The 21,589-nt window shown below is 69.7% G+C and carries 20 protein-coding genes and 1 pseudogene; 12 read left to right on the top strand and 9 right to left on the bottom strand.

Annotated elements, in window-relative coordinates:
- Nucleotides 1-174: 174 nt before the first annotated feature.
- A pseudogene (locus IE209_RS17400) lies at nucleotides 175-1,122 on the bottom strand (IS481 family transposase); the annotation flags it as partial.
- An 810-nt stretch (nucleotides 1,123-1,932) separates the two neighbouring features.
- On the bottom strand, nucleotides 1,933-3,834 hold the full coding sequence (gene glmS, locus IE209_RS17395; RefSeq protein ID WP_189688205.1) for a glutamine--fructose-6-phosphate transaminase (isomerizing): 1,902 nt from the start codon (nucleotides 3,832-3,834) through the stop codon (nucleotides 1,933-1,935).
- Between the two features lie 135 nt (nucleotides 3,835-3,969).
- Here glmS and IE209_RS17390 point away from each other — a divergent pair, with 135 nt between their 5' ends.
- Nucleotides 3,970-4,461, top strand: a complete 492-nt coding sequence (locus IE209_RS17390) for an Lrp/AsnC family transcriptional regulator (RefSeq protein ID WP_189688204.1) — start codon at nucleotides 3,970-3,972, stop codon at nucleotides 4,459-4,461.
- Here the strand turns inward: IE209_RS17390 and IE209_RS17385 are convergent.
- Together IE209_RS17385 and glmU are read right to left on the bottom strand one after the other, a co-directional pair.
- Nucleotides 4,412-5,179 carry a sensor histidine kinase gene (locus IE209_RS17385; protein ID WP_189688203.1) on the bottom strand — a complete coding sequence of 256 codons (768 nt, stop codon included), beginning with the start codon at nucleotides 5,177-5,179 and terminating at the stop codon, nucleotides 4,412-4,414. The genes IE209_RS17390 and IE209_RS17385 overlap by 50 nt on opposite strands.
- On the bottom strand, nucleotides 5,176-6,585 hold the full coding sequence (gene glmU / locus IE209_RS17380; RefSeq protein WP_189688202.1) for a bifunctional UDP-N-acetylglucosamine diphosphorylase/glucosamine-1-phosphate N-acetyltransferase GlmU: 1,410 nt from the start codon (nucleotides 6,583-6,585) through the stop codon (nucleotides 5,176-5,178). Before glmU ends, IE209_RS17385 begins: the two co-directional genes overlap by 4 nt.
- Nucleotides 6,586-6,628: 43 nt before the next feature.
- Between glmU and IE209_RS17375 the strand changes: the two genes are divergently transcribed.
- Nucleotides 6,629-7,468 (top strand): DUF6279 family lipoprotein, encoded by an 840-nt coding sequence (locus IE209_RS17375; RefSeq protein WP_189688201.1) that lies wholly within the window; start codon nucleotides 6,629-6,631, stop codon nucleotides 7,466-7,468.
- A gap of 4 nt (nucleotides 7,469-7,472) precedes the next feature.
- Here IE209_RS17375 and IE209_RS17370 read toward each other — a convergent pair whose 3' ends face one another.
- Both IE209_RS17370 and IE209_RS17365 read right to left on the bottom strand, forming a co-directional pair.
- Nucleotides 7,473-7,709 carry a hypothetical protein gene (locus IE209_RS17370; RefSeq protein ID WP_189688200.1) on the bottom strand — a complete coding sequence of 79 codons (237 nt, stop codon included), beginning with the start codon at nucleotides 7,707-7,709 and terminating at the stop codon, nucleotides 7,473-7,475.
- Between the two features lie 122 nt (nucleotides 7,710-7,831).
- Nucleotides 7,832-8,584 (bottom strand): Crp/Fnr family transcriptional regulator, encoded by a 753-nt coding sequence (locus IE209_RS17365; protein WP_189688243.1) that lies wholly within the window; start codon nucleotides 8,582-8,584, stop codon nucleotides 7,832-7,834.
- 207 nt (nucleotides 8,585-8,791) lie between these two features.
- Here IE209_RS17365 and IE209_RS17360 point away from each other — a divergent pair, with 207 nt between their 5' ends.
- Nucleotides 8,792-9,466: a helix-turn-helix transcriptional regulator gene (locus IE209_RS17360; RefSeq protein WP_189688199.1), complete on the top strand. Its 675-nt coding sequence runs from the start codon at nucleotides 8,792-8,794 to the stop codon at nucleotides 9,464-9,466.
- A 106-nt stretch (nucleotides 9,467-9,572) separates the two neighbouring features.
- A complete protein-coding gene (locus IE209_RS17355) occupies nucleotides 9,573-10,232 on the top strand; it encodes a Crp/Fnr family transcriptional regulator (protein ID WP_145547852.1) in 660 nt (219 codons plus the stop codon).
- A 13-nt stretch (nucleotides 10,233-10,245) separates the two neighbouring features.
- On the opposite strand, the gene IE209_RS17350 is transcribed toward IE209_RS17355, so the two are convergent.
- Nucleotides 10,246-10,734: a DUF2917 domain-containing protein gene (locus IE209_RS17350; protein ID WP_189688198.1), complete on the bottom strand. Its 489-nt coding sequence runs from the start codon at nucleotides 10,732-10,734 to the stop codon at nucleotides 10,246-10,248.
- 118 nt (nucleotides 10,735-10,852) lie between these two features.
- Here IE209_RS17350 and IE209_RS17345 point away from each other — a divergent pair, with 118 nt between their 5' ends.
- Entirely contained in the window at nucleotides 10,853-11,848 is a 996-nt protein-coding gene (locus IE209_RS17345) for a LysR substrate-binding domain-containing protein (protein WP_189688197.1), read from the top strand.
- Between the two features lie 15 nt (nucleotides 11,849-11,863).
- On the opposite strand, the gene IE209_RS17340 is transcribed toward IE209_RS17345, so the two are convergent.
- Nucleotides 11,864-12,466: a 5-formyltetrahydrofolate cyclo-ligase gene (locus IE209_RS17340; protein WP_145547859.1), complete on the bottom strand. Its 603-nt coding sequence runs from the start codon at nucleotides 12,464-12,466 to the stop codon at nucleotides 11,864-11,866.
- An 11-nt stretch (nucleotides 12,467-12,477) separates the two neighbouring features.
- Here IE209_RS17340 and IE209_RS17335 point away from each other — a divergent pair, with 11 nt between their 5' ends.
- Together IE209_RS17335 and IE209_RS17330 are read left to right on the top strand one after the other, a co-directional pair.
- Nucleotides 12,478-14,469 (top strand): lytic transglycosylase domain-containing protein, encoded by a 1,992-nt coding sequence (locus IE209_RS17335; RefSeq protein ID WP_189688196.1) that lies wholly within the window; start codon nucleotides 12,478-12,480, stop codon nucleotides 14,467-14,469.
- A gap of 7 nt (nucleotides 14,470-14,476) precedes the next feature.
- Nucleotides 14,477-15,001, top strand: a complete 525-nt coding sequence (locus IE209_RS17330) for an MgtC/SapB family protein (RefSeq protein WP_189688195.1) — start codon at nucleotides 14,477-14,479, stop codon at nucleotides 14,999-15,001.
- On the opposite strand, the gene IE209_RS17325 is transcribed toward IE209_RS17330, so the two are convergent.
- Nucleotides 14,982-17,123 (bottom strand): copper-transporting P-type ATPase, encoded by a 2,142-nt coding sequence (locus IE209_RS17325; protein WP_308433190.1) that lies wholly within the window; start codon nucleotides 17,121-17,123, stop codon nucleotides 14,982-14,984. The genes IE209_RS17330 and IE209_RS17325 overlap by 20 nt on opposite strands.
- Nucleotides 17,124-17,414: 291 nt before the next feature.
- On the opposite strand from IE209_RS17325, the gene IE209_RS34220 reads away from it, so the two are divergent.
- From IE209_RS34220 to IE209_RS17300, 5 genes are all read left to right on the top strand, one after another.
- Nucleotides 17,415-17,828, top strand: coding sequence for a hypothetical protein (locus IE209_RS34220; RefSeq protein WP_268245967.1), 414 nt, complete (start codon nucleotides 17,415-17,417; stop codon nucleotides 17,826-17,828).
- 103 nt (nucleotides 17,829-17,931) lie between these two features.
- Nucleotides 17,932-18,249, top strand: a complete 318-nt coding sequence (locus IE209_RS17315; protein WP_189688193.1) for a hypothetical protein — start codon at nucleotides 17,932-17,934, stop codon at nucleotides 18,247-18,249.
- Nucleotides 18,246-19,652, top strand: a complete 1,407-nt coding sequence (locus IE209_RS17310) for a TolC family protein (protein WP_189688192.1) — start codon at nucleotides 18,246-18,248, stop codon at nucleotides 19,650-19,652. Before IE209_RS17315 ends, IE209_RS17310 begins: the two co-directional genes overlap by 4 nt.
- 10 nt (nucleotides 19,653-19,662) lie before the next feature.
- Entirely contained in the window at nucleotides 19,663-21,030 is a 1,368-nt protein-coding gene (locus IE209_RS17305) for a multicopper oxidase family protein (protein WP_189688191.1), read from the top strand.
- Between the two features lie 15 nt (nucleotides 21,031-21,045).
- A complete protein-coding gene (locus IE209_RS17300; protein ID WP_189688190.1) occupies nucleotides 21,046-21,540 on the top strand; it encodes a cupredoxin domain-containing protein in 495 nt (164 codons plus the stop codon).
- The last annotated feature ends 49 nt before the right edge of the window (nucleotides 21,541-21,589 follow it).

The raw sequence follows: 21,589 nt of genomic DNA, 5'->3' as shown, positions 1-21,589 counted from the left end.
CACCCCTTGTCGGTGCGCTCAAGTGGCAAAGGCGGCAAGGCACGAAGAAGCCGCATGGCCACTGTACGCCCATTTCTGTGCAGCTCAAAGAATGCCCTGGAGCTGTTCAGCAGTGCGGCAAGAACCGCAGCGCGTGGAATTGGCGCCCGGGTTTCGCTCCGGGCGAGCGGGATAGGTGTGAAGCGTCAAGACGTTGTTTCGTGAAGAGCTGAGTCGGGAGATCGGCGCGACGCCACCGATGCCGCTATGCGGCCGGTGGCAGTTGTAGTGGTGTTGCCAGTGCGCCAGCGCAGCAGTGCGCTGGGCTGAGTTCTGGTACGTCCAACCGTAGGCCCACTCTCGCAAGGCTGACTGGATGAAGCGCTCGGCCTTGCCGTTGGTCTGCGGCCTGTAGGGCCTGGTGAAACGGTGCTTGATGCCCAACCCCTCGCAGGCCTGGCGGAACTCGCGTGAACGGAAAGCCGGGCCGTTGTCAGTGAGAAGCCGCTGCACGGTGACACCCATCGTGGCGTAGTACGCCACGGCATTTTTCAGGAACAGCACCGCCTGTGCCTGCTTTTCGTCTGGGTGCATGGCCGTGAAGGCCAGGCGAGCGTGGTCATCGATCGCCACGAACAGCGTCTCCCAGCCCGCGCCGTCGACCGAGTCACGCCGGTTGCCTGTGACGCGGTGGCTCGGACGCACGATGCGGCCCAGCTTCTTGGTGTCGATGTGCAGCAATTCGCCAGGCGCTTCACGCTCGTAGCGCACCACCGGCTCGGCCGGCACCAGGTCGCTGAGCTTGGACAGGCCTGCCCGGGCCAGTACCCGGCTAACCGTGGAAGCGGACACGCCAACGCTGCGGGCGATGCTGGACTGCAGCATGCGCCGATGCCGCAATTCGACGATGAGCAGCGCCTTGGCCGGCTCGATGCTCCGCGGCGAGTGCGCCGGGCGCGAGGAGGCATCAGCCAGCGCGGCCTCGCCCTCGGCCAGATAGCGCCCCAACCACTTCCTTGCCGTGGGCGGCGTCACGCCGTGCAGCTCGGCCGCATCGGCGACGCTGAGGCCACCTTCGGTCATCTGTCTGACCATCTCCAGACGACGTGCGTACGTCAATCGGGCATGCTTATGGGTGTTCATCCGGGCTCCGGGTATTTGAGGAATGGGTGTTTGGCGACTTCCAGTCTCTCAAACCCAATCCGGATGAACACCGGATACAACCTATTGAAGCATCACAGATAGGCCTGCTATCCAACAGCCCACACTACCTAGTGGACAGGGGGCGTGCGCCCAGCGACCCGAAGCCTAGCAAAGCGGCATGACATGCCGCCACCATTTCCCAGGAAATGGCGGGGCACTACATGGGGTACGTGCAGCATGTGGCAGCGGCCTCAGAGTGGTTCAACGCGCTTTCGCGGGCGCGAAAGTGTCCTGACGACGGAGCTTGTCTCAAACATTGATGCGTTGTCTCAGACTTTAATGCGCTGTCTCAGACATTAATGGCGAAGAACAGCGGCTCTGAGCTTCAAAGCGATCGGCCTCTAGGCACCCGGCCTATCTTGAGCCTACTGGGTTGGGAATAGGCAAGGATTACGGCAGGGCCTGGCGCCCATTCCGACAATCTTTAACCGACAAACATTGCTCATTGAACTCGCCACCATAGAACGGCACGAGCGGCAAGAACGATTTCAGGCGGCGTTCCCATCTGACATTCGTGCGCCTAAATATGTCGTGACAAGTAGCAGGATCCCGCGAGGAGGGCGTGACTCAACGCCTTTGCAATCATTCGCTTGAAGCGACGCTTATCCAACTGGACCCTAAAACTACCATAACTCCGTCATTGTCGTGGCCTACCAAAATTGCGAAACGATTGTTCTGCAGGCATCGGCACACTGAAAAAACTACCAAATCTATTGTCGCGCCATGAAACATGGTGGGCGGGCGGCCGCCCTACTCCACCGTCACAGACTTCGCCAGGTTCCGCGGCTTGTCCACATCCGTGCCGCGCGCGCAGGCCGTGTGGTAGGCCAGCAGCTGCAGCGGCACCACGTGCAGCAGCGGCGACAGCTCGCCGTAGTGCTCGGGCATGCGGATCACGTGGATGCCTTCCTCGCTCTCGATGTGCGTGTCGCCGTCGGCCAGCACGTACAGCACGCCGCCGCGCGCACGCACCTCCTGCATGTTGCTCTTGAGCTTCTCCAGCAACTGGTCATTGGGCGCCACGGTGACGACCGGCATGGTGCTGGTGACCAGCGCCAGCGGGCCGTGCTTGAGCTCGCCGGCAGCGTAGGCCTCGGCGTGGATGTAGGTGATCTCCTTGAGCTTGAGCGCGCCTTCCAGCGCCACCGGGTAGTGCAGCCCGCGACCCAGGAACAGCGCGTTCTCCATCTTCGCGAAGTCCTCGGCCCAGGTGATGATCTGCGGCTCCAGGGCCAGCACGGACTGCAGGGCCACGGGCAGGTGGCGCATGGCCTTGAGATGGCGCTGCTCGGCCTCCTCGGTCAGCCGGCCCTTGGCCTGGGCCAGCGCCAGCGTCAGCAGGAACAGGCCGGCCAGCTGCGTGGTGAAGGCCTTGGTCGACGCCACACCGACCTCCACACCCGCGCGCGTGATGTAGGCCAGCTTGCACTCGCGCACCATGGCGCTGGTGGCGACGTTGCAGACCGTCAGGGTGTGTTCCATGCCCAGGCTTTGGGCATAGCGCAGCGCGGCCAGCGTGTCCGCGGTCTCGCCGCTCTGGCTGATGGTGACGACCAGGGTGCGCGGATCGGGCACGGACTCGCGGTAGCGGTACTCGCTGGCGATCTCGACCTGCGTCGGGATCTTGGCGATGCCCTCCAGCCAGTACTTGGCGGTGCAGCCGCTGTAGTAGCTGGTGCCGCAGGCCAGGATCAGCACGCGGTCGATTTCCTTGAACACGCGGTGCGCGCTGGCGCTCACGCCCTCTTCGTCGGGCTGGCCGTCGAACAGTTCGGGCGCGACGCCGACCAGGCCTTCCAGCGTGTCGGCGATCGCGCGCGGCTGCTCGAAGATCTCCTTTTGCATGTAGTGGCGGTAGGGGCCCAGCTCGGCCGCGCCGCTGTGCGCCTGCACGGTCTTGACGGGACGCGTCACGCTCTTGTGCGCCTTGTCGACGATCCAGTACTTGCCCAGCTGCAGGTCGACCACGTCGCCTTCGGACAGGTAGACGATCTGGTCGGTCACGCCGGCCAGGGCCATGGCGTCGCTGGCGAGGAAGTGCTCGCCGGCGTCTTTGCCCACGCCCAGGATCAGCGGGGAACCGGCACGCGCGCCGACCACACGGTGCGGCTCGTCCTTGGCGAACACGGCGATCGCGTAGGCACCGCGCAGCTGGCGCACGGCGGCCTTGACGGCCTCGAACACGTCGCCGTCGTACAGGCTGTCGACCAGGTGGGCGATGACTTCGGTGTCGGTCTGGCTGTGGAACACATAGCCCTTGGCCTTCAGGGCGGTGCGCAGTTCGTCGTGGTTCTCGATGATGCCGTTGTGCACCAGCGCGATGCGGCCCGGCCGCTCGGCCGCGTCGGCGCCGGGGCCATGGCTGAAGTGCGGATGGGCGTTGTGCACGGCCGGCGCGCCGTGCGTGGCCCAGCGCGTGTGGGCGATGCCGGTGCCGCCCTCGATGTGCTCGGCCTGCACCTGGGCGACGAGTTCGGCCACGCGCGCCGTGCTGCGCGCCCGCTGCAGCCCGCCGCCTTCGGCCGGTCCCAGGCTGGCGGCATGGATCGCGACGCCGCAGCTGTCATAACCCCGGTACTCGAGCCGTTGCAGGCCCTGGACCAGGATGGGAACGATGTTGCGCTTGGACACTGCGCCGACGATGCCGCACATAGAGGTTCTCCGGTGGTTGAGCGGGGCGGATGCTAGGCGATGGGCCGTGTTCTTTTCGTTCGATTTTTCACGGCATTCGGAATATTGTTTCCCCCATGAGCGACAAGGACAGAAAATTTCATCCATGATCGAACCATGGAATCTTTGGAAATCGACGCCACCGATCTGCGTCTGTTGGACCAGCTGCAGCGCGACGCGTCGTTGAGCAACCTCGCGCTGGCCGAGCTCGTGCATGTGTCCGCGCCCACCTGCCTGCGCCGCGTCAAGCGGTTGGTCGATGCCGGGCTGGTGGAAGGCCAGGTGGCCATCCTGTCGCCGGACCGCCTGGCGCCCGTGCTGGGCCATGGGCTGACGGCCCTGGTGGAGATCACGCTGGACCGGCAGGACGCCGAGCGACTGGCCGCCTTCGAACAACGCGTGGTGGCCGACGACGCCGTGCAGCAGTGCTACCGCGTCTCACCCGGGCCGGACTTCTGCCTGGTGGTGCATGCGCGCGACATGCCGGACTACCTGGCGCTGGCCGAGCGGCTGTTCACGGCCGACGCCAACGTGCGCAACGTGAAGGCCTTCTTCAGCCTCAAGCGGGCGAAGTTCCAGACCCGGCTGCCGCTGCCTGCGGCAAGGTGAGCCAGACCGTGCAGCCCTGACCGGGCGCGGCCTCGGCGCGCACGCTGCCACCATGGCGGCGCACGACCTGCCGCACCAGGGCCAGGCCCGTGCCCAGGCCTTCGAAGCGCGCACCGTGCAGGCGTGCAAAGGGCTGGAACAGGCGCGTGGCCTGGGCCGACGGGAAACCGGCACCGTTGTCGCGCACGCGCAGTTGCACACCACCGTCGGGCAGCACCGCGCCGTCGACCTGGATGCAGGGCTCGACCGCCGGCCGCGTGAACTTGAGCGCATTGGCCAGCAGAGCGGCCAGCGCCTGGCGCAGCTGCGCCACGTCGCCCGGCACGGGCGGCAGGACCGGCGCGATCTCCCAGCGGATGGGGCGCGCACGGTCGGCCTCGGGCAAGGCGGCCTCGGCCGCGCGGCGGGCTTCGGCCACGAGCAGGGCGCCATCGGTCACGCTTGGCAGCAGCGGGGCGCCGGACAGCCGCACCAGTGCCAGCACGGCGTCCAGCATGTCGCCGAGCTGGCGCGAGGAGCGGTCCAGCTGGGCCAGCGCGGGGGCGAGATCCTCGCCGGACGCCGCCATCTCGCGCAGCACTTCGCCATAGGCCAGCACATGGCGCACCGGCGCGCGCAGGTCGTGCGAGACCATGCGCGCCATGTCCTCGGCATCGGCCCGGGCCGCGCCCAACTGCGCGCGCAGCGCCTGCAGTTCGCTGGGGCCATCCGCGCTCACTTTGTCTTCTTCGCGGGGCGCGTCCAGTTCGGGATGCTGACCTGACGGCCGCGCGCCACGCTCAGCGCACCGGCCGGGGCATCCTTGGTGATGGTGGAGCCGCCGCCCACGGTGCCGCCAGCGCCGATGGTGACGGGCGCGACCAGCACGCAATTGCTGCCCACGTGCACGTCGGCCTCGATCACGGTGCGGTGCTTGTTGGCGCCGTCGTAGTTGGCGGTGATGCTGCCGGCGCCGTAGTTCACGCGCTCGCCCACGGTGGCATCGCCCAGGTAGGCCAGGTGGTTGGCCTTGGCGCCCTTGGCCAGCGTGGAGTTCTTGACCTCGACGAAGTTGCCGATGTGCACTTCCTCGCCGAGCTTGGCGCCGGGGCGCAGCCGCGCGTAGGGGCCGACGATGGCGCCCGCGCCCACCTGCACCTGGCCGCCCGCGTCGGCGCCGCCCTCGATGTGGCAGAAGGCCTGGATCACCGTGCCGGCAGCGATCTGCGCGTTGGCGATCACGCAGTGCGGGCCTATGCGCACGCCCGCGCCCAGCGTTACCTGGCCTTCGAACACGCAGCCGACGTCGATCTCCACATCGGCCCCGCACTCCAGCCGGCCGCGCACGTCCAGGCGCGCCGGATCGGCCAGGCGCACGCCCTGCTCCATGAGGCGCTGGGCGTTGCGCAGTTGGTAGGCGCGCTCCAGCTCGGCCAGCTGCACCGGGCTGTTGACGCCATCGACCTGGATGCGGTCGGCCGTCTTGCTCGCCACCACCGGTACGCCGTCGGCGACGGCCATCTGCACGATGTCGGTCAGGTAGTACTCGCCCTGCACGTTGTCGTTGGTCAGCCGCGCCAGCCAGCGCTTGAGCTGCACGGTGGGCACGGCCATCACGCCGGTGTAGATCTCGCGGATGGCACGCTGGGCCTCCGAGGCGTCCTTGTGCTCGACGATGCGCTGCACGGCGTCGCCATCGCGCACGATGCGGCCATAGCCCGTGGGATCCGGCATGTCCACCGTCAGCAGCGCCAGCCGTTCGCCCGCGCTGCTGGCCAGCAGCGCGCGCAGCGTGTCGGCAGCGATCAGCGGCACGTCGCCGTTGAGGATCAGCGTGACACCGTCGTCCGGCAGCTGCGGCACGGCCTGCTGTACGGCGTGGCCCGTCCCCAACTGCGGCTCCTGTCTGACGCAATGCAGCGCCAGCGCAGCCTGGGCGGCGCCCACCTGTTGGACGAAACTCTCCACCGTCGCAGCGCCATGGCCGGTGATGACGACGGTACGGCGCGGCGCCAGCTGTGCCGCAGTGTCCAGCACGTGCCCGAGCAGGGCGCGACCGGCCAGACGGTGCAACACTTTGGGGATGCTGCTCTTCATCCGCGTGCCCTTGCCCGCGGCCATGACCACCACATCGACGGATGCCATGCACTACCTCGCTTCTACTGGTTCAAATGCCGCGCGGATTATCGTGCTGGCCCTGGCGTGCCTGCTGGCCGGGTGCAGTTCGGTGCGTCTGGCCTACAACAACGTGCCGACCTTCGGCACCTGGTGGCTGAACGGCTACCTGGATTTCGACGATTCCCAATCGACGCGGCTGCGCGAAGACCTGGCCAGCCTGCAGCAATGGCACCGCAGCACGCAGTTGCCGGAAATGGCCGGACTGCTGCAGCGCGCCCAGACCCTGGCGGCCCAGGAGCACATCGCTCCCGCGCAGGCCTGCGCGCTGGTCGACGATGTGCAGCGCCAACTGGCCGACATCGCGGCCCATTCCGAACCCGGGGCCGCGCAGCTCGTGCGCAGTCTCACGCCGACCCAGCTGCAGCACCTGGAAAGCAAGTACAGCAAGACGAACGAGGAGTTCCGCAAGGAGTGGCTGGCACTGAGCCCCGACAAGCTGCACGAGAAGCGCTACGACAAGACGCTGGACCGCGCCGAGCACTTCTACGGCCGGCTCAGCGCCGAGCAGCGCGCGCTGCTGCGCCGGCAGATCGACGCCTCGAGCTACGACCCGCGCAAGCTGCAGGCCGAACGGCTGCGGCGCCAGCAGGACACCTTGCAGACGCTGCGCAGCGTGGCCGGCGAGCAAGCCACGCCCGAGCAGGCCGAGCGCGCCTTGCGCGGCCTGTTCGCACGCTACCGGCAGTCGCCGCAGGCCGACTACCGCGCCTACGCCCAGCGCCAGATCGAGGAGGGCTGCGAAGGCCTGGCGCTGTTGCACGACAGCACCACTCCGGCGCAGCGCGACAACGCCGTCAAGCGGCTGCAGGCGTACGAGAAGGATTTCCGCTCGCTGGCGGCGCAGCGCTGATGGGTCAGCGCTTGGCCAGGTGCAAGGCCGGGCGCGGGCGCGGCAGCTCCCCGCGCTGGCGGCTGCGCTCCAGGTAGGCTTGCAGGCTGTGCGGCACGTCCGACACGCTCCAGTCATCGCCCTGCTGGGAGGGCGGCTGGAATTCCCGCGTGCCGTTGTCCTGTTGTTGCTGGCGGTTGTCCGGCGGCATGCTGCGTTGCTGCAGCCCACCCGACACGGAATCGCGGAAGTCCTGGTGCATGGCGATCGATCCTGGAGCGCCGCATGCCCGCAAACGGGGCACACCGGCGATGTTGCACCAGCTTAGGGCGCCACTCGGCACAGGCCCGTCGTCCACGGCTTGTTCCAGCCGTCGGCACCGTCCTACAGCAGCGGCAGCTGCTCCATCGGCTGGGCCGCGTAATCGGCCAGTTGCGTCAGTGCATGCGGGTTGCGCAGCACCAGCCGCCCATCCTCCAGGCTGTGCAGCCCCAGAGCCTGCAGCCGGCGCAGCGTCCGGTGGGTGTGCACCAGCGACAGACCGAGCGCATCGGCCATGTGCTGCTGCGTCAGCGGAAAGGCGCAGCTGTTGTCCTCCGCCACCAGACCGAGCCGCTGCAGGCGCTTGAACAGGTGGATCAGCAGCACAGCCACGCGCTCGAGCGCGCTGCGCCGTCCGGTGGTCAGCAGGTTTTCGTCCAGCATCTGCTCCTCGCGCGCGCACAGCCAGGTCAGGTCGTAGCCCAGGCGCGGGTGGGCGCGGTAGAGCTCCCACAGCCGGTTGCCCTGGAACACGCAGACCGAGGCCTCGGTCAAGGCCTCCACACCGTAGGTCGCACCTTCGGAGAAGCGTTGCTGCAGGCCGAAGAAGTCGCCAGGCAGCAGGAAGTTCAGGATCTGGCGCCGGCCATCGCTGAGTGTCTTGTAACGGAACGCCCAGCCGGCGTAGAGCGTGTAGAGCCGACCGCCGTCGACCTGCTCGCGGATCAGCACATGCCCTGCGGGCACCCGCTCAGAGGCGCTGCGCAGATCCTCGATGAAGCCGAGCTCGCTGGCCGCAAGCTGGTGGAAGGCGCCGCTGGCGCGCAGGCCGCAATGCGCACAGCGCGTCGGCAGAGGGAGGGCGTCGGGCGTCATCACGGGGCGCGAGTGTAGGTGGCGCCGCTGCCCGCTCCGTCGCCGAGCCGCCACTTGTTCTGGAATAGCGCGCGCCTTTGCAAGAATTCGCTCAAAACTGTGTGCATACGTCACAAACCGGCTGTGGGTTCCACACGGCGCCCGGCCCGGCCCGCCACCTAAGCTTCGCACCGGCCTCGCCCATGCCGCGGGGAATAGGAAGCTGCCATGTTGGAAGGTTCAACGTCTGTCCACGCCGAGGCTGCCTGGGACATCGGCAGCGTCATCGCTGCCACGCCGCGGCGTTTTCTCCCCGATGCCACCACGATGCTGCGCTGCATCATCGAGCACGTGGACTATGGCCTCGCGCTGATTTCGATCGGTTCGCGCCGCCTGCACCTCGCGAATTCGGCGGCCCTGCTGGCCATGAGCGCAGACAGCAACCACAGCAGCGGCCTGTCGGTGGTGGCCGGCGAGCTCTGCGCGCTTACGCCGGTCGGCGAGCGCGCGCTGGAACGCAGCCTCACCCTGGCCCGGACCGGCGTGCGCGACCTGCTGACCGCCAACAAGGGTCCTGGCCGCACCACGGTCGCCGTGGTCCCGCTGGCAGGCCCGGAGGATGACGGCCAGGCGCTGCTGATCTTCTCCAAGTCGCGCCTGTGCGACGCCACCACGCTGGCGCTGTTCGCGCGCTCGTGCGACCTCACGGCGGCCGAGAGCAACGTGCTGGCCGCCGTCTGCGAAGGCAAGCGGCCGCACGAGGTGGCCCGCCAGCATGGCGTGCAGGTCTCCACGGTGCGCAGCCAGCTGCTGTCGATCCGGCAGAAGACGCGCAGCGGCTCGATCCGCGAGCTCGTGCAGACCGTCTCGCTGCTGCCGCCGATGGCACGCCACCTCGCCTGACCCCATCCTGCCGGGTCGCGCGCGTGCGCGCGTGCCCGGGATGCATGGCTTAGACTGGCGCGAACACGCCCACCAGCGCCGCCGTCGCGCGGCGCGTCGAGCCATGATGTCCGAGTTGAGTACACAGACCGACGCGTTCAGTTCCAACGCCGCCCCTTCCAGCCCCTTGCGCCGCCTGGCGGCCCTTGGCGACGTGCGCCACTACCGCAAGGGCACCATCCTGATCCATGAATCGGACCATGGCGACACGCTCTTCGTCGTCATGGAAGGCCGCGTCAAGGTCTTCAGCACCGACGCCAACGGCCGCGAGATCACGCTGGGCGTGATCGTCGCGGGCGATTATTTCGGCGAGATGGCGCTGGACGGCGGGCCGCGCTCGGCCAGCGTGATCACGCTGGAGCCGGCCGTCTGTTCGCTGGTGTCGCGCGCCACCCTGCTGGCCTTCATCGGCCAGGAGCCGGGCTTTGCGCTGGACCTGCTGGGCAAGGTGATCCGGCGCGCGCGTTCGGCGACCAATGCGGTGCGCAACCTGGCCTTCACCGATGTCTACGGCCGCATCACGCAACTGCTGACCGAGCTGGCCGAACCCCAGCCCGATGGCACGGGGCTGCTGCGTGAACGCATGACGCAGCAGGACATCGCCAGCCGCGTCGGCTGCAGCCGGGAGATGGTCAGCCGCATCATGAAGGACCTGGAGGCCGGCGGCTATGTGGGCCTGCGCGACCGGCGCATCGCCCTGCTGGCGAAGCTGCCGGCGCGCTGGTAGAGCGGGCGGAAGGTCAGGACTGCTGCTGCATGCGGCCGCGTGCCGGCGGCAGCACCAGGCCGATCACGCCCAGCGCCAGCCGTGCCAGCGCCGTGCCGGCCTGGCCCAGGGCCAGCCCGAGGTCGCGCACGGGCTGGGCCACGGCCTGCTGCCAGCGGCCGGCGTGCAGAGCGCGGCCCACGGCGCGTGCCTGCGCCTGCGGCAGGGGGTCCCAGGCGAAGTAGGCCGCCGCCCCGCGCTCGGCACCCGAGGATTCGAGCACCACGCGCTGGCCCGCCTGCACCACCAGCCCCCGCCCCGGCACCAGGAACAGGTCGCCTGAGGCCTGGGTGTCGCCGCGCAGCATGTCCATGGTGACCCAGACACGCCCATGCGCAATGCGCAACACGCCCGCGCTGGACGGGGTCAGGCTGAGGGCCTGGCCGGCGTCGAGCTTCCAGCAGCCCGGCAGGGCGGCGGTGGACGGGGATTGATGCGTGCTTTGCGTGGCTTGGGTGAACATGGTGGGCTCCTGATTGCGGTGCTTGGGAGTGAATGATCGTCGCCGCCCCCTTGGTGGTCCAATGAATTCGCGCTAGGCTATTGATTCGACGCGCGCATCAATTCCCAGGCCGCCTCCCATGCAGCATTCCCAGACCCACCTGCGCACGCGGCCGGTTTCCGCCGGCTGCCTGCGCGCTTTCCTGGCCGTCGCGCGCCACCTGAACTTCCGTGTCGCCGCGGAGGAACTGGCCCTCACCCAGTCCGCCGTGAGCCGGCAGATCCAGGCGCTGGAGGAAGAGGTCGGTGTGCCGTTGTTCCTGCGCCACACGCGCGCCGTCGAGCTCACGGGCGCCGGCGCCCAGCTCCTGGCCGCCGCGGCACCGGCGCTGGAACGGCTGGACGGCGCGGTGCGCCAGATCCGCCAGAGCGCGGGCCGGCGCAGCGTCTCGCTGACCACCTTCGCCTCGTTCGCCTCCATGTGGCTGATCCCGCGGCTGGAGGCCTTCCAGCGCGACCACCCGGACATCGACATCCGCATCGACGCCACCGACGCCGTGCTCGACCTGGACATCGCCGACGTGGACATGTCGCTGCGCTACAGCCACTTCTCCAACATGCCGGCCGACGGGCGCCGGCTGTTCGGCGAGCAGCTGACGCCGGTGGCCAGCCCCTGGCTGCTCAAGAGCGGCGTGCGCCTGCACCAGCCCGAGGACCTGGGCCAGTTCACGCTGATCGAGGCCGGCGATGCCCATGCCACCCACCTGCAGTGGCTGACCTGGCAGCGCTGGATCGACCTGCAGCTGCCGCCAGCGCAGGCCCGCAAGTTCCAGCCGCAGCGCTGGCTCTACTTCAACTACGCCTACCAGATGGTGCAGGCGGCGCTGGCCGGCCAGGGCCTGGTGCTGGCGCGGCTGCCACTGGTGGCCGAAAGCATGGCCAACGGCGACCTGGTCGAGGTGCTGCCGGGCCGGCGCATGGATTCGCCGATGACCTACTGGCTCAAGCTGGCACCACGCCGCGAGAGCCGGCCCGAGGTCCAGGCCTTTTGCGACTGGCTCATGGGCCAGGCCGCGCTGACGCGTGCGGCCGTCGGCGATGCGCCCGACCCCGACACGGTGGACAACTTCGACTGAAGCGGCCGCGGCCGGCTAGCGGATCGGCCAGACCACGCCGTGGTCGTTGAGGATGGCGTCCAGCGGCACGTCGTGCGGCTCGGGCTCGAAGTCGTCCAGAAACCCCGTGCCGAAGCCCAGGCCCACCGTCATGGGCTTGGGCTGCAAGGTGGCCAGCGTGCGGTCGTAGAAGCCGCCGCCATAGCCCAGCCGGTAGCCACCCGCCGCATAGCCCACGCAGGGCACGAACAGCAGCGTCGGTACCACCACCTCGGTGCCCTTGGGCTTGGGAATGCCGTAGGCATCCTCTTCCATCGGGCAGCCCGGGTACCAGGCATGGAAGGTCAGCGTCTTGTGCACCTTGTCGACCACGGGCAGGCCGATGCGCTTGCGCGTCGCTTCGCCCTGCAGCTCGCCGTCTTCCTTCCAGCGGTGCAACGCGGGCAGCGGGTCGAACTCGCCCTTGATCGGCCAGTAGGCGCCGATCACCGTGTCGGGCCGGCCGACCAGCCAGATGCGCATGACCTGCTGCAGCGCGCGCGCACGCTCCATGCGGTCGGGCAGGGCCAGGCGCGCTTCCAACAGTGCGGCGCGCAAGGCCTTGCGCGCGCGCGCCTTGTCCTCGGCCGATTTCTCCATAATCCTCCCCCATGCAAGTACGGGCCATTCTGACATCGATCGTTCTCGTGGCCGGTCTGGGCACGGCCCTGCCCAGCCCCGCCCAGACCCCTGCGGACCAGCTCATCTTGGACATGCAGCAGGCGGCCCGGCGCGGCGACAAGGCACGCCTGGCCAGCCTGCTGCCGCAGGTGCGCGGCCATGTGCTGGAACCCTGGGCCGCCTACTGGGAGGCCCGCAGCCGGCTGGAGGATTTCACGAGCGCCGACATGCAGGCCTTCAGCGCCCGCTACGCCGGCACCTACCAGGAAGACCGCCTGCGCAACGACTGGCTGCTGCTGCTGGGCCAGCGCCGCGACTGGAGCAGCTTCGCCGCCGAGCACCCGCAGTTCCGCATGGGCGACGACCGCCAGGTGCGCTGCTATGCGCTGTTGGTCGATCAGTTGCGCAGCAACCAGCCGGCCTCGCAGCTGGCGGCCGACGAAGTACGCCGCCTCTGGCTGGCCCAGCGCGATGCCGACGACGGCTGCACCCAGGCGGCCGACCGCCTCTACGCCACGCGCCGCCTGCCCGCGGAGGACGTGTGGCGCAAGGCCCGTTTGTCGGCCGAGGCCAACCGCGGCCGCGCCACGCGCGACGCCGTGCAGATCGTCGCGCCCGAGGTGCTGGACCAGGTCGGCCAACTGCTCGACAGCCCCGTGCGCTACCTGGCCGGGCGCAGCGTCGCGGCGTCCAAGCTGCGCCGTGAACTCATCACGCTGGCTCTGGTCAAGCTGGCTGCGAGCGACCCCGAGCAGGCCGCGACGGCGCTGGACACCAAATGGAGCGTGCAACTCTCGGCCGAGGAGCGCAACTGGGTCTGGGGAGCGATCGGCAAGCAGGCCGCCGTGCGCCGCCTGCCCTCGACCTGGGACTATTTCAGCAAGGTCCAGCGCGACACCGACCTGCACGACGAGATGCTGGTCTGGAAGGCCCGCACCGCGTTGCGCGAAGGCCAGTGGAAGGCATTGAGCACCACCATCCAGGCCATGGGCGACGAGAGCCGTCTCGACCCGACCTGGATCTACTGGCGCGCCCGTGCGCTGCAGAAGATCGGCAGCGAGGCCGACCGCGCCGAGGCGCTGCAGCTGTACGAGAGCATCGCCGGCGTGCGCGGCTTCTACGAGCAGCTGGCGCTGGAGGAGCTCGGCCGCAAGATCGAGGTGCCGCCGGCCCCGCCGCCGCCCACGCCCGACGAGAAGGCCCTGGCCCGCAGCAACCCCAGCCTGCAGCGCGCGCTCTACGCGATCGGCATCGGCCTGCGCAGCGAAGGCGTGCGCGAATGGAACTACGCCACCAACCTGCACAGCCCGGGCGGCATGGCCGAGCGCGACCTGCTGGCCGCGGCCGATCTCGCCTGCGAGCGGGAGGTCTGGGACCGCTGCATCAACACCAGCGAACGCACGCGCCAGGCCATCGATTTCGCGCAGCGCTTCCCGATGCCGCTGCAGGACTCGGTGGTGCCGCGCAGCCGCGCGATCAACCTCGATCCAGCCTTCGTCTACGGCCTGATCCGCCAGGAGTCGCGCTTCATCATGGACGCACGCTCGCACGTAGGTGCCTCCGGCCTCATGCAGGTGATGCCGGCGACGGCGCGCTGGACCGCCCGCAAGATCGGCCTGACGGACTTCACGCCGGGCCAGATCAACGAACGCGAGACCAACATCGCCATCGGCACCGGCTACCTGAAGCTCGTGCTGGACGACTTCGCCGGCTCCTTGCCGCTGGCCGCCGCGGCCTACAACGCCGGTCCGGGCCGGCCGCGCGTGTGGCGCGGGCAGGCCGGCAGCCCGACGCTGGAGGCCGCCATCTGGGCCGAGAACATCCCGTTCAACGAAACCCGCGACTACGTCAAGAAGGTGGTCTCCAACGCCACCAACTACGCCGCCATCCTGACCGGCCAGCCACAGTCGCTGAAAGCGCGCCTGGGCAGCGTGGGCCCGCTCGCCGCCGGCGCACCCGACCCGAGCAAGGAACTTCCCTGAGGCGGCCATGGACAACGCGCTGGCCCGCATCGGCGACACCATCGCGCAGGAGTTCTCCGACCTGCGCAGCCTGGAGGACGCCACGCGCATCGTGCTGCGTTTGTCCCTGGCGGCCCTGCTCGGCGGCCTGCTCGGCATCGAGCGCGAGGCCAAGGGCAAGGCCGCCGGCGTGCGCACCCACATGCTGGTGGCCATGGGCGCGGCCATGTTCGTGCTGGCCTCGCAGCAGTTCGACATCGGCGCGGCCGACATGAGCCGCGTGCTGCAGGGGGTGATCGCCGGCGTCGGCTTCCTGGGCGCCGGCACCATCCTCAAGGGCGATGCCGAAAGCCAGGTCAAGGGCCTGACCACCGCGGCCGGGATCTGGATGACGGCCGCCATCGGCGTGGCCGCCGGCCTGGGCAAGGAAAGCACGGCCATCCTCGCCACGCTGCTGACGCTGGCCATCATGGCCTCGCTGCCGCTGGTCGCGCGGCTGTTCGAGCGCAAGGCCGATGCGCCGCAGCGCATCGTCACGCCACCGGACCGCTGAGCTCCGTCGCTCCCGAAGGGCGCCCTGCGCCGTCGAGCCGCAGCGTGCGCAGGCGCAGCGCATTCGCGATCACGCTCACGGACGACAGCGCCATCGCCGCCGCGGCGACCACCGGCGACAGCAGCAGGCCGAGGAACGGGTACAGCACACCGGCGGCCAAGGGAATGCCCGCGACGTTGTAGGCGAAGGAAAGCACCAGGTTCTGCCGGATGTTGCGCATCGTCGCGCGCGACAGCGTCCGCGCCCGGACGATGCCCAGCAGGTCTCCGTGGAGCAGGGTGATGCCCGCACTTTCCATCGCGACATCGGTGCCCGTGCCCATCGCGATGCCCACCGTCGCCTGGGCCAAGGCCGGCGCATCGTTGACGCCGTCGCCGGCCATGCCCACGGTGCGCCCCTCGGCCTGCAGCCGCTGGACGATGGCCGCCTTGTCCTGCGGCAGCACGTCGGCCACGACCTCGTCGATGCCCAGTTGCCGGCCCACGGCCTCGGCCGTGGTCTGGCCGTCGCCCGTCAGCATGACGATGCGCATGCCGACGGCTTTCAGTTCCCGCAGCGCCTGCGGGGTGGTCTTCTTGACCGGATCGGCGATGGCGACGAAGCCCGCCAGCCGGCCGCCGAGGCCGACGAAGATCACCGTGGCCGCGGCGCGCCGCTGCTGCTCGGCCGCGGCCTCGAGCGCCGCCGTGGCGATGCCGTGTTCCGCCAGGAACCGGGCGCTGCCGCACACCACGTCCACCCCTTCCACTGTCCCGACCACGCCCTTGCCCACGGGCGAGTCGAACCCGGACACCGCCGACAGGGCGAGCTTGCGCTCCTGCGCGGCCGACACGATGGCCAAGGCCAGCGGATGTTCGCTGGCCCGCTCCACGCTGGCGAGCCTGTGGAGCACCTCTTCCGCGGAAAACCGCTCCGTCGTCTCCAGGTGGACCACCTTCGGCCGCCCCTCGGTCAAGGTGCCGGTCTTGTCGACCACCAGCGTGTCGACCTTCTCCATCTTCTCGAGCGCCTGCGCATCGCGGACCAGGATGCCGTGCTGCGCACCCTTGCCCACGCCGACCATGATGGACATGGGCGTCGCGAGCCCGAGCGCGCAAGGGCAGGCGATGATGAGCACGGCCACCGAGGTCACGAGCGCGTAGCTGAAGGCCGGTGCCGGCCCCCAGGTCAGCCATGCAGCGAAGGTCAGCAGCGCCAGCAGGAGCACCGCCGGCACGAACCAGGCCGCGACCCGGTCGGCCATGCGCTGGATCGGCGCCCTGCTGCGCTGGGCCGCGGCGACCATGTGCACGATCTGCGCCAGCAGGGTGTCGGCGCCGACCCGCTCGGCGCGCAGCACGAAGCCGCCGGTCTGGTTCATGGTGCCGGCCGTGACCTTCGATCCAGCCGACTTCGCGACCGGCACGGGCTCGCCCGTCACCATCGACTCGTCGACGTTGCCCCGGCCCTCGGTCAGCACGCCGTCGACCGGCACCTTCTCACCCGGCCGCACGCGCAGCAGGTCGCCGACCTGGACCGCATCGACCGGCACCGTCTCGTCCGCGCCTGCGGCATGCACCCGGACCGCCGTCCTGGGCGCAAGCGCCAGCAGTGACTTGATCGCGCCCGAGGTCTTCTCGCGCGCCCGCAGCTCCAGCACCTGGCCGAGCAGCACCAGCACCGTGATGACGGCAGCCGCTTCGAAGTAGACGGCCACGGCGCCGTCCTCGTTCCGCAACGCGGGCGGAAACAGCCCGGGCAGCAGTGTCGCGACGAGGCTGTACAGCCAGGCCGCACCCGTTCCCAGTGCGATCAACGTGAACATGTTGAGGCTGCGGTTCCCGACCGAGGCCGCCCCACGCGCGAAGAACGGCCACCCTGCCCAGAGCACCACCGGCGTCGCGAGCGCGAGCTGCACCCAGTTCGAGACCTGCTGCGCGACGAGGTGGTGGATGTCGAAGACATGCCCACCCATCTCCAGCGCGAACACCGGTGCGGTCAACACCGCGCCCAGCGCCAGGCGCCGCTGCATGTCGCGCAGCTCGGGGCTGCTCTCCTCGCTCTCGGTGGCGACCAGCGGCTCCAGCGCCATGCCGCAGAGGGGGCAGTTGCCCGGCCCCGCTTGCCGCACCTGCGGATGCATGGGGCAGGTGTACGGGCCAGGGCTCGGCGCGCCCGGCCTGGTGGGCCCGGCCGCTGCCGTGGGCGCAGCGGCTCCCTCGTGGTGACCCGCGGGGCCGTGGTGTCCGTGGCCTGGGCGGCCACTGTGGGGCTTGTTCAAGGTCTGCATGGCGAACTCCGGATGCCCCAGTCTGGCCCCTGACATCGGTGCAATGTCAAGGCGCGCCAGCGGTCCGTTGACCTTGTCCCCATGGCAAGGTTTAGCATCGGGGGAACTCATGCATCGACGGGAGGCCCCCGTCGCCCCACGCCCGTGAAACTGCTGCGCATCTGGCTGCTCGTGCTGCTCGCCGTGTTGCTCCCCATCCGGGGCGCGATGGCGGCAGCCATGGTGTGCCCGCCGCCGGCAGGTGCACCGGTGCCGCAGCTCGGTTCCCACGGGGGCGACCACGGGCACGGTGGCCACGGGCACGGTGACCATGGGCACGCAGAGCCCGGGCACGCCCACAACGCCGCGGACTCGGCCGCCGACCATGCGCATGCGGCAGGCCCCGCCGACAACAAGTGCAACATGTGTTCGGCATCCTGCGCCACGCCGCCGGTGCCGAGCGCGGCAGGGGGCCTGGCCGCCCCGCTTGACCTGGCCTCGGCCGCCTTCCCCGATCTGCCGGCTCCGGCCCCGAGCTTCCTGTCCGATGGCCAGGAGCGCCCTCCACGACCCATCTGACCCACGGGGCCTCCGCGGGAGGCCCGATGGGGCTCGTGCGTCCGCTGCGCGTACGCATGGGCGTCGCTGGCATGCCGCCAGCTCTCTCACATGGTTCCGAACGATGAACAGACTTTTCCTGCGGGCCGCACCGGTGCTGGTGCTGTGCCTGCCGCTGGGCGCCTTCGCCCAGGCCGAGGGGCCGCGCCCCGACGATCCCGCCGCCCCCGCACCGGCGCTGCGCCATGCATCGGCCTTCTCCGACTACAAGCCCTGGCAGGACATCGCGCCCGGCAACTGGCGCCAGCTCAACGACAGGCTCGCGGCCCCGGCCGCCGGCCAGGCCGGCGGCCACGGTGCCCACGCCATGCCCGCGCCGCCCCAGGGCGCGGCCAGCCAGCCGGCACCGGCGCACCACCACGGGCACGGAGGCCGGCCATGAGGCGCGCCACGGCAACGGCCCTGGCCGCATCGCTGCTGGCAGGGTGTGCCAGCTTCTCGCCCGACGGCGGCATGGACCGCGTGTCCGAACTCACCAGGGAGCGCGCCGGACAGGGCATCGCGCCGCAGCGCTCCGCGCAGCAGGTCGGCCAGGCCCGGGCCCGCGTGGCGGAGCTGCTCGCGCAGCCCCTCACGCCCGATGCGGCGGTCGAGCTGGCCCTGCTCAACAACCGCGGCTTGCAGGCCAGCTTCAGCCAGCTGGGCATCGCCGAAGCGGACCTCGTCCAGGCCGGCCGGCTGCGCAATCCGGTGTTCGGCTTCGGCCGCATGGCACTGGGCGGCGGCGCCGCGGAGATCGAGCGCTCGGTCATGTTCGACCTGCTGGGCCTGCTGACCATGCCGGCTGCGACCCGGGTGCAGCAGCGCAACTTCGAAGAGACACAGTTCCAGGCCGCGGCGCAGGCCGTGGGCCTGGCGGCCGACACGCGGCGTGCCTATTTCGCTGCCGTCGCCGCGCAGGAGACCGCCAGCTACCTGCGCCAGGTCAAGGAGGCGGCCGACGTCTCCAACGAACTGGCCCGGCGCATGCTGCAGGCGGGCAACTTCAACAAGCTGGCCCAGATGCGCGAGCAGGCTTTCTACGCCGATGCCACGGCCGGGCTCGCCCGGGCCCAGCAACAGGCCGTGGCCGAGCGCGAGCGCCTGACCCGCCTGCTGGGCCTGTCGGGCGACCAGTTGGGCTACACGCTGCCCGAACGTCTGCCGGCCCTGCCCCCGCAGCCGAGCACGCCGCACGACGCCGAACAGACGGCCATCGCGATGCGCCTGGACGTCCTGGCGGCCAGGCGCGCCACGCAGGCGACCGCCAGCGCGCTCGGGCTCACCAACGCCACGCGCTTCATCGACGGCCTGGAAGTCGGCTACCAGAACAAGAGCGAGACCGGTGCGCGCCGGCAGAACGGCTACGAGGTCGAACTGCCCATCCCCTTGTTCGACTTCGGCTCCGCGCGCTCGGCGCGCGCCGAGGCGACCTACATGCAGTCCGTGCACCGCCTGGCCGCCGTCGCCGTGAACGCGCGCTCCGAAGTGCGGGAGTCCTACGCCGCCTACCGGACGGCCTACGAACTCGCGCAGCACTACCGCGACGAGGTGGTCCCGCTGCGCAAGCGCATTTCCGAAGAGAACCTGCTGCGCTACAACGGCATGCTGATCGGCGTGTTCGAACTGCTGGCCGACGCGCGCGAACAGGTCCGTGGCGTCACGGACTACGTGCAGGCCTTGCGCGATTTCTGGATCGCGCAGACCGACCTGCAGACCGCGCTCAGCGGCCGCTCGCCCGGCCCCGCCCCCACTCTCGCGGCATCCCCCGCCCCGGCCGCGGGCACGCCGTCCGCCGGCCACTGAAAGAGCCCCCATGTCCAACCGCAGAAACTTCTTCAGGACGGCAGGCGCCGTCGCCCTGGGTGCCACGACGGTCAGCCGCGTGGGCGCCGCCTCCCTGCCCGAGGCCGTCTACCAGAGCTCGCCGGCCATGCAGCCGCCGCGCCCGCCCGACACGGGCCGGCCGTTCAACCCGGTCGCCACGCTCAACGGCTGGAGCCTGCCCTGGCGCATGAACAACGGCGTCAAGGAATTCCACCTGGTCGCCGAGCCCGTGGTGCGCGAATTCGCGCCCGGCATGAAGGCCAACCTGTGGGGCTACAACGGCTCCAGCCCCGGGCCGACCATCGAGGCCGTCGAGGGCGACCGGGTGCGCATCTTCGTGACCAACAAGCTGCCCGAGCACACCACGGTGCACTGGCACGGCATCCTGCTGCCCTCGGGCATGGACGGCGTGGGCGGCCTCACGCAGCCGCACATCCCGGTGGGCAAGACCTTCGTCTACGAGTTCACGCTGCTGCGCGCGGGCACCCACATGTACCACCCGCATGCCGACGAGATGACCCAGATGGCCATGGGCATGATGGGCATGTTCATCATCCACCCCAAGGACCCGCGCCAGATGCGCGTGGACCGCGACTTCGTTTTCCTGCTGGCGGCCTACGACATCGAGCCCGGCGCTGCCACGCCGAAGACGGCCGAGATGACCGACTTCAACCTGTGGACCTGGAACAGCCGCGTGTTCCCGGGCATCGACCCGCTGGTGTGCCGCACGGGCGACCGGGTGCGCGTGCGCGTGGGCAACCTCACCATGACCAACCACCCGATCCACATGCACGGGCCGCACTTCGTGGTCACGGGCACGGACGGCGGCTGGGTGCCGCCCGCGGCGCGCTGGCCGGAGGTGACGACCGACATCGCCGTGGGGCAGATGCGGGCCTTGGAGTTCGATGCCGTCGCTGGCGACTGGGCGATCCATTGCCACAAGTCGCACCACACCATGAATGCCATGGGCCACGACGTGCCCAACATGATCGGCGTGGACCAGCGCGGCGTGGCCGAGCGCATCACCAGGCTCGTGCCCGACTACATGGTCATGGGCGACAAAGGCATGGCGGACATGGGCACGATGGAGATGCCGCTGCCCGACAACACGCTGCCCATGATGACCGGCACCGGTCCCTTCGGACCGCTGGAGATGGGCGGCATGTTCAGCGTGGTCAAGGTGCGCGACGCGGTGCGGCCTGGCGACTACAAGGAGCCCGCGCCCTACCAGCATCCGCCCGGCACGGTGGCCTACGAGTTCACAGGGCAGGTCGGGCAGGCGCCGCGCGCCCAGGCGCCCAAGGCGGACCAGAACACCATGACCGTGCGCAAGCCCTCGGGCCACGCCCACCATTGACAGCAGGAGCTCCAGATGAACACCAGGATCGCCATCCTCAGCGCCACCGCACTGCTGGCCAGCGCCGGCGCCTTCGCGCACGGCAGCGAAGACCATGCGTCCAAGGCGCGCAAGTTCGACGCCGCGAAGGTGGAGGACACCGCCTTCGGCCGCGAGGGTGACCCCGCCAAGGTGGTGCGCACCATCCAGGTCGACATGGCCGACACGATGCGCTTCACGCCCGCCGACATCACGGTCCGGCGCGGCGAGACCGTGAAGATCGTCGCCGCCAACAAGGGCCAGGTGCTGCACGAGATCGTGATCGGCACGCCCGAGGAACTGCGCAAGCACGCCGAGATGATGAAGAAGTTCCCCGGCATGGAACACGAAGAGGCCTACATGGCCCACGTCAAGCCGGGCCGGCGCGGCGAGATCGTGTGGCAGTTCACCCAGCCTGGCGAGTTCGCGTTCGCCTGCCTGCTGCCCGGCCACATGGAGGCCGGCATGGTCGGCCGGCTGACGGTCCGATGAAGCGCCGGTCCGTTCCGCCGCCGGCGGAGCGGTCGTTTCCCATCCCATT

Origin of the sequence: Pseudorhodoferax aquiterrae (assembly GCF_014652235.1) — a bacterium.
Taxonomy (GTDB): Bacteria; Pseudomonadota; Gammaproteobacteria; order Burkholderiales; family Burkholderiaceae_C; genus Pseudorhodoferax; species Pseudorhodoferax aquiterrae.
This window is presented reverse-complemented; position numbering and strand designations above follow the sequence as displayed.

Excerpts from the sequence above, each read along its gene's own strand:
- glmS (WP_189688205.1), bottom strand. The coding sequence starts at position 3,834 with ATGTGCGGCATCGTCGGCGCAGTGTCCAAGCGCAACATCGTTCCCATC.
- IE209_RS17390 (WP_189688204.1), top strand. The coding sequence starts at position 3,970 with ATGGAATCTTTGGAAATCGACGCCACCGATCTGCGTCTGTTGGACCAG.
- glmU (WP_189688202.1), bottom strand. The coding sequence starts at position 6,585 with ATGGCATCCGTCGATGTGGTGGTCATGGCCGCGGGCAAGGGCACGCGG.
- IE209_RS17370 (WP_189688200.1), bottom strand. The coding sequence starts at position 7,709 with ATGCACCAGGACTTCCGCGATTCCGTGTCGGGTGGGCTGCAGCAACGC.
- IE209_RS17365 (WP_189688243.1), bottom strand. The coding sequence starts at position 8,584 with ATGACGCCCGACGCCCTCCCTCTGCCGACGCGCTGTGCGCATTGCGGC.
- IE209_RS17360 (WP_189688199.1), top strand. The coding sequence starts at position 8,792 with ATGTTGGAAGGTTCAACGTCTGTCCACGCCGAGGCTGCCTGGGACATC.
- IE209_RS17355 (WP_145547852.1), top strand. The coding sequence starts at position 9,573 with ATGTCCGAGTTGAGTACACAGACCGACGCGTTCAGTTCCAACGCCGCC.
- IE209_RS17350 (WP_189688198.1), bottom strand. The coding sequence starts at position 10,734 with ATGTTCACCCAAGCCACGCAAAGCACGCATCAATCCCCGTCCACCGCC.
- IE209_RS17345 (WP_189688197.1), top strand. The coding sequence starts at position 10,853 with ATGCAGCATTCCCAGACCCACCTGCGCACGCGGCCGGTTTCCGCCGGC.
- IE209_RS17340 (WP_145547859.1), bottom strand. The coding sequence starts at position 12,466 with ATGGAGAAATCGGCCGAGGACAAGGCGCGCGCGCGCAAGGCCTTGCGC.
- IE209_RS17335 (WP_189688196.1), top strand. The coding sequence starts at position 12,478 with ATGCAAGTACGGGCCATTCTGACATCGATCGTTCTCGTGGCCGGTCTG.
- IE209_RS17330 (WP_189688195.1), top strand. The coding sequence starts at position 14,477 with ATGGACAACGCGCTGGCCCGCATCGGCGACACCATCGCGCAGGAGTTC.
- IE209_RS17325 (WP_308433190.1), bottom strand. The coding sequence starts at position 17,123 with ATGCATCCGCAGGTGCGGCAAGCGGGGCCGGGCAACTGCCCCCTCTGC.
- IE209_RS17315 (WP_189688193.1), top strand. The coding sequence starts at position 17,932 with ATGAACAGACTTTTCCTGCGGGCCGCACCGGTGCTGGTGCTGTGCCTG.
- IE209_RS17310 (WP_189688192.1), top strand. The coding sequence starts at position 18,246 with ATGAGGCGCGCCACGGCAACGGCCCTGGCCGCATCGCTGCTGGCAGGG.
- IE209_RS17305 (WP_189688191.1), top strand. The coding sequence starts at position 19,663 with ATGTCCAACCGCAGAAACTTCTTCAGGACGGCAGGCGCCGTCGCCCTG.
- IE209_RS17300 (WP_189688190.1), top strand. The coding sequence starts at position 21,046 with ATGAACACCAGGATCGCCATCCTCAGCGCCACCGCACTGCTGGCCAGC.